The sequence below is a fragment of the Sporolactobacillus shoreae genome (assembly GCF_004684935.1).
GTDB classification, from domain to species: domain Bacteria; phylum Bacillota; class Bacilli; order Bacillales; family Sporolactobacillaceae; genus Sporolactobacillus; species Sporolactobacillus shoreae.
In genome coordinates this window covers 18,582-29,102 of sequence record NZ_SRJD01000013.1, presented here as the reverse complement: position 1 = coordinate 29,102, position 10,521 = coordinate 18,582, and the positions used below count along the sequence as shown (strand labels likewise).

The window sequence follows — 10,521 nt, the reverse complement described above, 5'->3', positions numbered from 1 at the left end:
GAATGGGATACCCCTCAGCGAGAAACAGAGGAACCAAATGTCAGATAATCCATCCCGTCTCCACTTCATCAAATGAGGTCTTAGCGCTTTTGAGATGAATTTCTTGGGGATTTTAGGCGAGACGAATGATTCTTCAAGGGGAGGCTCTGTTCCATGAGTTTTCAACAAATACTGAGGAAATGAGCTCGGTGCCAGAAAGAGAAGCCAGAAGTAACAGGATCAGGAGGAAATGGTTGGAGATTAAGGGTGGGGGAAGTAAAGGCCAGCGTTGCCGCACATGTCGGGCCATTTTTAAAAATAAATGCAGATCGACGAAAAAACGATAAAATGTAAATGATTCTAAACTGTGATACCCGAACGGAATGGTTTATGAAAGTTCATCCAGATACCATGGAATCAGTTATAATGGGGAAAATAGTTCTGTTGCGTGGCTGACGTATATCACGTAATAAAAATAGAAAAGAGAGAAGTAAAATGATAGCGGATAAGTGTAAAAAATGTGGTGGACTAGAATTTAAAGAAGCTGTGCAGTTTGAGCAAGTCAAAGCAAATAATAAGAGTAAATTCTCATTACATGGGAGCAATATTATATTCACTTATTGTGCGAACTGTGGTGAGGTAAAAAGTATTAGACTTGAGAATCCAAACTTTACTAAATAAAACAAGTATCCGTCTACTTTTAAATAGGGAGGGATCAATCATTGATTTCTAAGATTAGGAAATACATGATATTCCATAAAAAGACTTCGTACTTTATCAATTTTGTAATTTCCGTATTATTTATTGGCATTTTCCCCGATTTTATTATGCCGGGTAGTATTTGGGGTCTTTTGATTGGCATTATTTTATGCTGCGTTGTTTGTGGAACCATTGGTGCTTATTGGGGGCCTTGGGGACCCTTATCAGGAAAAAAAAGCAAAAAATCCTGATCTTGCTTCACACTCCGTGTTTACTGCGCAGATTTATTCCTACTATCGAAAAGAAGGGAAACAAATGACAATACTATTGACTCTGCTTATTGTGATCTTAATGCTATTGAACTATCTACAGTCAAGAGAGATAAATAGGCTAAAAGCGTTAATCACGTTTGATGAAGAGGCATTAAGACAGGAAGCGAAAGCTCTATTAAAAACTAAAGATAAAGTGTTTACAATAAAAAAACTTCGTGAAAAAAACTATCCGCTTAGTCTGGTTCAAGCAAAAAAGATAGTGGATCAGGCAGAATCCGAATAAAGATCTACTTCGCAGTTCGACCTTACTGTGCAACAAAACAACTGATTACTGCATCAGAAAATGATAGATAGATCGCCTCGCATGTGGTACTGTGTGTCACTTGGAGGCGAATTCAAATGGATGATGCACTTGAAAAACTGTACCAGCAGTTTTATTCCATACCCCGTCACACTGCACGGGCCAAGCGAATCGAAGATAATTATCAGGCTTTGAAAGACCATCTCAATAAGGAAGATTTCGTTACTGTGCTCCATTTAACGGATGAGACGAATCTCCAGCTAAGGGAAGTTTCGTTTGATAGCTTCATTAGGGGCTTTCAGCTAGGATGGACGCTCTTTCATCAAATGAGCGGTTATCAGGGACTGTTTCAGGATGGAGAGGGCAGCAGAGAATCCGGGTCAGATACTTATTAGCCTCTTTTAAGATTTAAGCATTAACTCTCGAATTTGTTCTACCATTTTTGATTCATTTTTACCCTGCGGATGCCTTGCTATAAGAACTCGGCCAATGTAGCCGTCGATCAGAACACTACCCGCAGCAACTACCAAATCTTTCTGTGTCCGTCTCACATTAATTTCATTGATTCCTTCAAGAAAAGGGGCTGCCCAATCAAGACCTGTTAGAAAAAGAAGGCATTTCGGCTTATATAGATTTATCTCTTCTCTGAGAATATCTATACAGTAATCTTGTTGGAGCTTTATTAGTTTATTTGAAGGATTGCCAGACTCAGCTGGGGCGATTTTATACAAATTACTCCATATTAATTTACTTGTCCAATCCTTCTCAGAGTCAAGAATATTAAAAACCCGAGCAACTATTCTCCAAAAAGCAGATTTTTTGGTATTATACTTGTTCTCAGAATTGTTTCCCCATGCTTTTTTGACCCAATCTAACGGACAATAACCCGTTACAGGATTACTTACGACGTATAACTGCGCAATATATTTTTTAAACTTAGCCGGATCAGAAAGTTCATGTTTAGGCCAAATCCCAGGTTCCCATCCGTTAACAGCTCTTCCTATAACCATGAGATCTCCATTGTATTGTCTTCCTCGTATTGCCATGCAAGTAGTTAAGTCCGTTTGACACTGACTTTTATTAATAAATTCAATCATCTCAGAATATAATGATTCCAATCTTCTCTCCACAATATCTGCACATCCCCATGATTGCGCCTTTTATTTTTGGTCTCTATCCATGACTTTAAAGATGTATAATTCGAGTTTTATCATACCCCTTAGAGACCTAAAAAGCATTATAGAGTAACAAAACCCCAGTAAAAGTGTTACTACCACTACACCATCATTGAATTTGTTACCTGTGACTAATCAATCAAATACTATAAACATTGACTTAAATAAAGATGGTGTGCAAAAATATCCAATAAACATCATTAAACCTGCTGGCACAACGCCGTCTTTATTGAACAATTCTATAAGCCCGAATACGACATACTGGGGGAGCGGAGGATATCTAGAAATCTGGCATACGACCGGCTATGTGCACTATAAAGTCGTTCTGTATGATACAGAAGCGAACTGGTTTACGGGCTACATGAGAATAAGAAATGTAACGCATGGGTATGATGTCGCAAATAGAGTTGTCACCGGTTTTAGCGGAAGTGTTTTTTATTTCCCACCGAAGGGAAATATATTTTCCGCAAGCTTAACAGGAGAAGCTTTTTTCTGGACCGACCCAGTTGCCAACACTGCTTGGAATTATTACTTATGGAAGGATTGAAGTTATTGCACATTAATGAAAATAGTCGTGATGGGTTAGTTGATGCAATACATCAGATGGAAAAGAATGATAAAATATCACTCAAAACATTGAGCAAAATTACAAAAATTAGCCTGCCTTTGTTAGAAGGTTATGTATCGGGTAAAATCGGGTATCAAGAATTTCAACACAGTATCTCAAGAGACGATTTTGATTATTTAGGCGACATTGTCGGTATGTTTGCGTTTAAAAGCGGCATAACGGAAGATGAGAGAGTTAAAGGAATTATTGAGGCACTCACTGATTTCTTCGATTTATCGCTGGAGACAATAGCTGTTTATGCTGATTTGAAATTCGAAGAAATTCAAAGCTTCATGAATGATCAACAGTCACTATCTTTTGAAAAAAAATACAAACTGTCAACTGCTGTTATATTCTTGCACTTTATGTTTAAACGTACACAAATGGAGCCACGTTAATGGCTCTTTTTTTTTGTGCTGTTAAAATCTTTTATCTCTAACAAATCTTTGGGTCCGGACAATGCGTGCTCATGTCAAACTATCTTTCAAAATAACTCAAAAATATTTTTATGTCACCATCCAGACCCTTTTTAACCCTGTTTAAGCGTCTTTAACTCATTCAAAGTCCCGGTAACTCAGCGTTCTGACCGCTAAACCCGTTGATTAGAGAACAGATGGAAGAATAGCACATGGAAAGGATCCCTTTTGGTTTGATGGCATGAGAAACCCCCGCCAATTATGCTAAGTGAAACCGAGTAAAAAAGGTTGGAACGAAAGCTAAAATTCCAATGGCTGAACAATCATTTCGTGATATACTCCTTATAGCATGAACCCGTCTCGATAATTGTTAGTGGTATAAAAAATTATACTGAGTTGCCGGCGTTCATACTTTTGTTTGTAGTTCGTCTCTTTATCCAACAAGGTCTAGAAGTCATTTTTGATGTTTAAAGTTTTAAATACAAAGCAACACAGCTCTTAATTCACTGCTTACAACGACTGATTTCCAAACAGGCAAATCAATCACGTCTCTCTTTTATTAAAAAAGCAGAAATAAGCGCAGGTATAAATGCAAGTGCGCATATTAAAGACAAATTGGCAAATCCACTCATTATCGCTGTTTCCGTAATCTTTTTTAACATATGTCCATTCGATTTTATGAATTGACAAGCGGAAGATTCTATCTCAAATGCACGGCGTCGTGGAAGATCGTTATACAGCACAGACAGTTTTGTATAAATTTTATAGGTGTATACCTGACCTAATAATGACACACCTATGGATGTACCAATATTGCGGGACATATTATACATTCCCGCCGCAAGGCCGGCTTTTTTTTCTGGTACGGCATTCATGATTGACAAAGAGATTGACGTCATTAGTATTGGAATGCCTATACCACGTATCAACATGGAAGGTAAGAACGTGTTCAAATAGTTGCTTTGCTTACTTAGTAATACCGTGAAAAGAAAACTGATTCCAACAAGAAAAACACCAAGCATCACAATATATCGGAGATTTCTTTCGTGTTTTTGAATCATAATTCCCAAAAAAGGTGTTAATAAGGCGATTAGAACAGTCGTCGGAAGAAGAGCCACCCCCCCCTCTAAAGCTGAAAATCCCCAGAAATTCTGAAAAAATAAACTCCAATAAGGTTGCGATCCAAATAAAGCAGCCGAAAACAAGAACAAGCTAATACATGGCATAGTAAAAGCTGTATTTTTTAATAATGACAGGCTAATTAGCGGATCCTTTGTTCGTCGCTCTTCAAAAACAAACAGTCCAATGATACCTAAGCCAATCAGTACGGCGACACTTGCAACAGGGTCGAAACCATCATTTTCTGATCGTGTAAAAGCATAAAGAATCGGGAATAGGCCAATAGACAAGTACAGCATACCTAACCAATCTATCTTTCTTGTTTTTTCTAGGTGCTGATTTTCAACGACAAAGATAATTGTTAATAAAATTGCTGACAGACCTATCGGAATATTCACAAAGAAAATCCACCGCCAGCCCAGTGCCGACGTAATAATACCGCCAAGAAACGGTCCAAGCACTAATCCAAGCCCGCCAATTCCTCCATTTAAACCAATAGCTAGTCCTCTTTGTTTTTTTGGAAAAGCAGGAATCAATAGGGCAAGCGTTCCAGGAGTAATTGCCGCTGCGCCGATTCCCTGAAATGCTCGCGAGACAATAAACCAACCCATATTCGGAGCCAAACCGCAAGCAGTGGATGCAAGTGTGAATAAAAAGAGACCCCCAATATAAAATCTCTTCTGCCCCAAAATGTCGCCAATTCTTCCAAACCCTGCGGGCAAAGCCCCCAACATCAGGACATACACAGAGACGACCCACGACACAATGCTTACGGATGCATGCATGTCCTCCCCAATTGAAGGCAAGGCAACATTGACAATAAATGTATCAATATTTAAAAGCATAAGTCCAAGACAAGTCACCCCCAATGTCATCCATTTTGTGATTCTGAGATGACGTTTTGAATTTTCAAGACTATTAAAAAGCATTATAAAATTCACCTGTTTTCTGTTTTATTTTTTCTACCTGCTATTTGCATGCATATGCATGAATTAATCAAAAAAAAAAAAAAAACTTACTGCTTTTTTTGCAGACAGGACAGCGTTTGAATCAAAGTATCAAATTGTTCCTTTCCCAGTCTATTCTGAACGGCTTCCTGTGCCTGCCGCCAGTGGGGCGTTGCTTCCTTTATTTTCTGCAAACCATGAGGCGTAATTTTTACCGTTTTTTGCCTGCCATCATCTGAACGTTTTTCACTTGAAAGAAAATTTCGCTTTTCCAATACGGCCACATTTCGAGTGACTGTTGTCTGATCCATTAACAAAATCCTTCCCAACTCAGTGATTGAGCATGCTTTATATCGTACAATGCTTCTTAGCAAGGCCAATTGTGTTGTTTTTATATGAACAGGTGCGAGGTATCCATCATAGAATTTGGAAAGATAACGATCAGTTTTTCGAACGTAACTACAGACGCAAGGCCAATCTAAACCCAGTTCTTCCATCTCTGTTGAATTCATATTTTTGACGAGTCCCCTTTTACTAATTATTCGTATTTGCTGTATCTAAAACCCGTTAGAAAAATTTTGAAACGTTTATAGAACAACTCCATTACATGCATATGCATACAATAATGATTAAAATAAAATTTGTCAATAATAGATGCTTCGTAGGCGTCAAATAATTAGAACTTGTTTCACCACCCTTTGAAGCACGACATCCTTCATGCGGATGAATAACCTTGCAAGTCCTGCGTGAACCAGGGTACCGTCACTTGCCACTCCCTAGTCCTATTTAGAGCTTTATCGATAATCGTTTTCCTTTTCAAACAATCTCACCGCGTGTCACCATCCAAACCCTTTTTAACCCTGCTTGAGCGTCTTTAACTCATCCAAAGTCCCGGTAACTCAGCGTTCTGCCCGCTAAACCCGTGGATCAGAAAACAGATGGGGTAATCACATAAGGGACCGAAATCCTTGATATGTCAGGGATTTCGGGCTCTTTTTCTGCTTTTATGTCACTTGTGACTCTCATTTCCGAGACAGGTGCACATTCTATCATCTAAGAAAGCGGTTCTGTGCAAACGAAATATTCATGAAGCATACGCGTTTACATGGAATGATAGGGTAATGAACTAACAATTATTATTACCGGACTGCTCGCACCACTTGTCGGACTTTATTTGCACAGGAGGACAAACCATGCTTAATCAATGGCTCTTGATTGGTATTCTTGCCATTGCTACGTATTTATCCAGATTTTTTGGCGTTGTCTTTATGGCTCGACAAAAAATGAGCCCAGCTTTGCGTCTTTATTTCAACTATGTACCGATTGCCATCATCGCAGCCTTGCTTGTGAAGCAAATTTTCGTTCCTACTGATGGGCAATTGACAATTTCTCTACCCGTACTCATCGCTTGTATCTCAACCGTAATTGCAATTAAAGTCATACGGATGTTCCTTCCTTCTGTTGTGATCGGCATTGTGGTTGGCCTGCTTGTCCGGTATCTTTTAATCTAGAAAGCTCAATTTTCGCAGCCTAGTTCTGGCAGGTAAACCTTGATATAGTTGGGGAATCTATCAATCCATTGCTGGAGTTGACAAATTGGTTTCGGTTAAAACTTCATGAAGAAGATCGGTGAATTATCAAGCGAAATATTGCGGTTTTCTAGTCTCTGACTCCATTCCGTCCGAAACTGTCCTCTCCCGGTTAATCACAAAACATAGGAATGGTCGTCTTGAAAGAGCTGAAAGGCATCCTCGTCCTCAAAACGACTGCGAATGTTTCTTACAGACGATGCGGTGGCTATTGATCCTAATCATTTTGAAGTGCGTGATCAACCACCGTCTAAGAACCCTTAGTGGGGGATGAAAAAGAACAGCAAAGGAAAGAACACCTTTTGGTATAAATATAAGGGCATCTCGTTTTTGGAACAAGCAGCCAGTACATCTTGCAAAGTCTTTTCCAGAGTGATTTTAAACACTCGAACAATAAATTAAAAATAAATTATTAAATCTGTCTCTTTATCTGTCGGTGTCACCACCTGATTTTTCAGCCGGCTGCTGAAGTACGATCAGTTGGTGATTCTTCTCTTCTATTACCCGCTTTTTGTGCGAGTTCTTCGTCTGAATACTATCCTTGCCTCTTTTCCCTCAACCTCAGATTGGGGCAGCGTTACCAGTCCATCAAGTGACTGCCACCTCCTGATCCCCATTCGGATAAAGATGCCCGTAAATCCCTAGTGTGATCTTCACATCCGAATAACCCAAGCGGTCACGAATAAGGAGCGGACGGCTTTCTGATGGATCAGAAGACTCGCAGGCGAGTGGCACAGATGCAGGTTATGGACCCGAATTCTCGGGTACCCCCAACCTCCTCGGCCTGCTCAGCTCGCACCGATGGAATGCGCCGCATGTCCAAAACATCAGTAACTAATGCTAACTTTGTCATAGCACACAGGACAAAACTTAAACGAAACAGGGCATGTCCGGTCTGTTCTTTTTCTGGTGCCGCACAGAGTCAGGATGGCACTAATTGTAAAAAAAGGCCGCCTCATCGCCGAAAAACTGCAGATGAGGCAACCGAACTACGGAACGCATATGTTCACTTATCCTGCTGGCAAAATCAGAATCTGCCGACTTCCTGTTCACTGGTGCCATTGATGATGTATGCGCCGGGACGGAGCAGCCGCATCAGCCGCTCCATCTGATCCGTCGGAATGGAAACGCAGCCGGCTGTCGGCCCGCCGGTTGCGCAATGGAGAAAGAAACCCGATCCGGCATAAGGCATTCGCGACATATTGTACTGGATCACTACCGCATAGCGGTAAGCATCCGGATAATCTGCCAGATGCTCACTGGGCGGATTGAAATGATCCCCTTCCTGCCAGGAATTATAGTCCGGGTTCGTGCTGTCTTCCACCCACCAGGAGCGCAGAGTGATTTGCCGGAACGGAAGTTCAGTTCCGGGGTTTTCCGTACCGAATGCCGGGCCAAGCAGAAACGCGCCAACGGGTGTTGTCTTTCGGCCTTCCTTTGTCAAACCGACACCGTTCGCCCCCACATAACCGTGAGTCTCCAGCTTGTTGCGCCAGATTCCGTTTTCTTTTTGCCAGAGTGCCACCTGCGCGCTACTGCCATCGGCTATGACGGCGACAATCTGCCGGGTGCGCAACGCCGTTTTTGTACGGGCCACAACGGGTTCATGATTGTTTTTCTCTGCTTCAGCAGAGGGATCGGATGAACCCGTCGGTTTTGATTGATGCATGGCACAGTTCTCCTTTTCCCTAAACGTTTATTTCTCCGTTCCGCCATACAGGGGGACGGTATGATTCGCGCCTGCCCATGTCCGGTCCCCGTAAGAGTAATGCCACCACTCGGTTGGATTTGGAACAAATCCGGCACTTTCCATCAGGCGCCTTAATTTTCGCCGGTTGTTCCGTGCACGGAGTGCACTTCCGGATAATCCCTCTTTCCCTTCATAATAGTTCAGTCCTGCTTTGTCGGTAAAGTCATCAAAATCCGTTCCCATCTCCAGCCAGCCCTGCCCCTTCGCAAGGGTCAGGTCAATAGCCGATCCTGAATAATGCGGAGCCGGGCAAGCGGGATCCCGGGAAGGGAAAGCGACAAATCCGGGCATCTCCTCTTTGATTTGCTGCTCCGTATGTCCGAGTTTGTGGAAACAGGCAACCGCCCGGTCATAAAGATACCGCTGCGTTTCATAGGACCGCCAGCCATCAATCAGAACCAGAGACAACTGACCGGACAGACTTTCCGCCAGCCGGATGATTTTTTCAGCAACGCCCTCCCGGAGAAAAAGCTGCGGAGACGTTCCCGGGAGCTTTTGTAGATAATAAGAAGGATAAATCTTTATTTTTTCCGAGACATTTTCCATAGATACAAGGTTTTCATCCTGTTTCGTGAATAAACTGTTGACCATCAAATAAGAACACCTTGAATGTTTAGATATAGAGAAAATTGACTGGAACAACCGGTTTTCCTCATTTACTGAGAACCTGCTTCATACGCGCTGCGTCGCCTGATTTTGCACCGGGATGGAGGTGACAGGCGACATAATGACCTTCAGCAACCTCTTTCAGAGAAGGCTTCTCTGACGTGCAGATCGCCATCGCAAACGGACAGCGCGTCCGAAAAACACACCCGTCCGGCGGATTAATCGGGCTCGGCAGATCACCGGACAGAATGATCCTTTTCCTTTTCTCTTCCACATCCGGATCGGGAATCGGGATCGCCGAAAGCAGTGCCTGCGTATATGGATGAAGCGGCCGGTCATAGAGAACCCGGCTCGATGTCTGTTCGACAAGATGGCCGAGGTACATGACGGCGACATCATCACTGATGTATTTCACCATCGACAGATCATGAGCGATAAACATCATCGTGAGCCCTTTTTCCTTCTGAAGTTGTTTCAGCAACTGGACAACCTGCGCCTGAACTGATACATCAAGTGCGGAAATCGGTTCATCAGCAATGACAAATTCCGGTCTCAGTGCCAGCGCCCGCGCGATCCCGATTCGCTGCCGCTGCCCGCCGCTGAATTCGTGCGGATAACGATTGAGAAAATCCACACTCAGACCGACTTCCTGAAGCAGCTCCCCCACACGGGTACGGCGGTCCCGGCCATGTTTGAAGAGATGATGGATGTCCATCGGTTCAGCGATGAGGTCAAGAACCGTGGACCGCGGATTGAGTGACGCATAAGGATCCTGAAAAATCATCTGCATACGTTTTTTGAGTTGAAAATGTTCTTTTTCACTCATGTCATCCGTGTCTTTGCCGTCAAATACGACTTTGCCGCCGGATTTTTCATAAATACCCAGAACGGTTCGTCCGAAAGTCGTTTTTCCACATCCGGATTCGCCGACGATGCCCAGTGTTTTCCCTTTCCGGACGTTCAGGCTCACGTCATCCACAGCTTTAAGTATTCGATCATGGCCGAGATCAAAATATTTTTTTAAATGACTAACTTCCAGAAACGCGTTGTCCGTCATGCTT

General features: G+C 42.4%; 12 protein-coding genes and 1 pseudogene. 7 read left to right on the top strand and 6 right to left on the bottom strand.

The annotated features are described in order from the left end of the window. Positions 1 to 474 precede the first annotated feature (474 nt). The 3 genes from E4665_RS11595 to E4665_RS11585 all read left to right on the top strand — a co-directional run bounded on the left by E4665_RS11595 (position 475) and on the right by E4665_RS11585 (position 1,646). Positions 475 to 660 carry a hypothetical protein gene (locus E4665_RS11595; RefSeq protein WP_135348956.1) on the top strand — a complete coding sequence of 62 codons (186 nt, stop codon included), beginning with the start codon at positions 475 to 477 and terminating at the stop codon, positions 658 to 660. Between the two features lie 174 nt (positions 661 to 834). Then, a complete protein-coding gene (locus E4665_RS11590) occupies positions 835 to 1,233 on the top strand; it encodes a hypothetical protein (protein ID WP_135348955.1) in 399 nt (132 codons plus the stop codon). Between the two features lie 116 nt (positions 1,234 to 1,349). Further along, on the top strand, positions 1,350 to 1,646 hold the full coding sequence (locus E4665_RS11585) for a DUF6809 family protein (protein ID WP_135348954.1): 297 nt from the start codon (positions 1,350 to 1,352) through the stop codon (positions 1,644 to 1,646). 6 nt (positions 1,647 to 1,652) lie between these two features. On the opposite strand, the gene E4665_RS11580 is transcribed toward E4665_RS11585, so the two are convergent. Then, positions 1,653 to 2,381, bottom strand: a complete 729-nt coding sequence (locus tag E4665_RS11580; protein WP_135348953.1) for a hypothetical protein — start codon at positions 2,379 to 2,381, stop codon at positions 1,653 to 1,655. Positions 2,382 to 2,553: 172 nt separating this feature from the next. Between E4665_RS11580 and E4665_RS11575 the strand changes: the two genes are divergently transcribed. After that, the gene (locus E4665_RS11575) at positions 2,554 to 2,973 is read left to right on the top strand and encodes a hypothetical protein (RefSeq protein ID WP_135348952.1); all 420 of its coding nucleotides are present in this window, start codon (positions 2,554 to 2,556) and stop codon (positions 2,971 to 2,973) included. After that, a complete protein-coding gene (locus tag E4665_RS11570) occupies positions 2,961 to 3,431 on the top strand; it encodes an HTH domain-containing protein (RefSeq protein WP_135348951.1) in 471 nt (156 codons plus the stop codon). Before E4665_RS11575 ends, E4665_RS11570 begins: the two co-directional genes overlap by 13 nt. 557 nt (positions 3,432 to 3,988) lie before the next feature. Here the strand turns inward: E4665_RS11570 and E4665_RS11565 are convergent. Together E4665_RS11565 and E4665_RS11560 are read right to left on the bottom strand one after the other, a co-directional pair. Then, a complete protein-coding gene (locus E4665_RS11565) occupies positions 3,989 to 5,497 on the bottom strand; it encodes a DHA2 family efflux MFS transporter permease subunit (protein WP_135348950.1) in 1,509 nt (502 codons plus the stop codon). 86 nt (positions 5,498 to 5,583) lie between these two features. Next, positions 5,584 to 6,012 carry a MarR family winged helix-turn-helix transcriptional regulator gene (locus E4665_RS11560; protein WP_241654840.1) on the bottom strand — a complete coding sequence of 143 codons (429 nt, stop codon included), beginning with the start codon at positions 6,010 to 6,012 and terminating at the stop codon, positions 5,584 to 5,586. A gap of 696 nt (positions 6,013 to 6,708) precedes the next feature. Here E4665_RS11560 and E4665_RS11550 point away from each other — a divergent pair. Together E4665_RS11550 and E4665_RS18535 are read left to right on the top strand one after the other, a co-directional pair. Continuing rightward, on the top strand, positions 6,709 to 7,026 hold the full coding sequence (locus E4665_RS11550; RefSeq protein ID WP_135348948.1) for an AzlD domain-containing protein: 318 nt from the start codon (positions 6,709 to 6,711) through the stop codon (positions 7,024 to 7,026). A gap of 139 nt (positions 7,027 to 7,165) precedes the next feature. Further along, positions 7,166 to 7,478 (top strand): annotated as a pseudogene (locus E4665_RS18535) (hypothetical protein); the annotation flags it as partial. Positions 7,479 to 8,131: 653 nt separating this feature from the next. Here the strand turns inward: E4665_RS18535 and E4665_RS11545 are convergent. The 3 genes from E4665_RS11545 to E4665_RS11535 form a co-directional block, all read right to left on the bottom strand. Next, positions 8,132 to 8,773: a L,D-transpeptidase family protein gene (locus E4665_RS11545; protein WP_135348947.1), complete on the bottom strand. Its 642-nt coding sequence runs from the start codon at positions 8,771 to 8,773 to the stop codon at positions 8,132 to 8,134. Between the two features lie 27 nt (positions 8,774 to 8,800). Next, positions 8,801 to 9,445 carry a M15 family metallopeptidase gene (locus E4665_RS11540; protein ID WP_135348946.1) on the bottom strand — a complete coding sequence of 215 codons (645 nt, stop codon included), beginning with the start codon at positions 9,443 to 9,445 and terminating at the stop codon, positions 8,801 to 8,803. A gap of 61 nt (positions 9,446 to 9,506) precedes the next feature. Beyond that, complete coding sequence (locus tag E4665_RS11535; RefSeq protein ID WP_135348945.1) at positions 9,507 to 10,517, bottom strand: ABC transporter ATP-binding protein; 1,011 nt, start codon at positions 10,515 to 10,517, stop codon at positions 9,507 to 9,509. Positions 10,518 to 10,521 lie beyond the last annotated feature (4 nt).

Coding starts and splice junctions, on each gene's coding strand:
- E4665_RS11595 (WP_135348956.1), top strand. CDS start 475: ATGATAGCGGATAAGTGTAAAAAATGTGGTGGACTAGAATTTAAAGAA.
- E4665_RS11585 (WP_135348954.1), top strand. CDS start 1,350: ATGGATGATGCACTTGAAAAACTGTACCAGCAGTTTTATTCCATACCC.
- E4665_RS11570 (WP_135348951.1), top strand. CDS start 2,961: ATGGAAGGATTGAAGTTATTGCACATTAATGAAAATAGTCGTGATGGG.
- E4665_RS11565 (WP_135348950.1), bottom strand. CDS start 5,497: ATGCTTTTTAATAGTCTTGAAAATTCAAAACGTCATCTCAGAATCACA.
- E4665_RS11560 (WP_241654840.1), bottom strand. CDS start 6,012: ATGGAAGAACTGGGTTTAGATTGGCCTTGCGTCTGTAGTTACGTTCGA.
- E4665_RS11550 (WP_135348948.1), top strand. CDS start 6,709: ATGCTTAATCAATGGCTCTTGATTGGTATTCTTGCCATTGCTACGTAT.
- E4665_RS11545 (WP_135348947.1), bottom strand. CDS start 8,773: ATGCATCAATCAAAACCGACGGGTTCATCCGATCCCTCTGCTGAAGCA.
- E4665_RS11540 (WP_135348946.1), bottom strand. CDS start 9,445: ATGGTCAACAGTTTATTCACGAAACAGGATGAAAACCTTGTATCTATG.
- E4665_RS11535 (WP_135348945.1), bottom strand. CDS start 10,517: ATGACGGACAACGCGTTTCTGGAAGTTAGTCATTTAAAAAAATATTTT.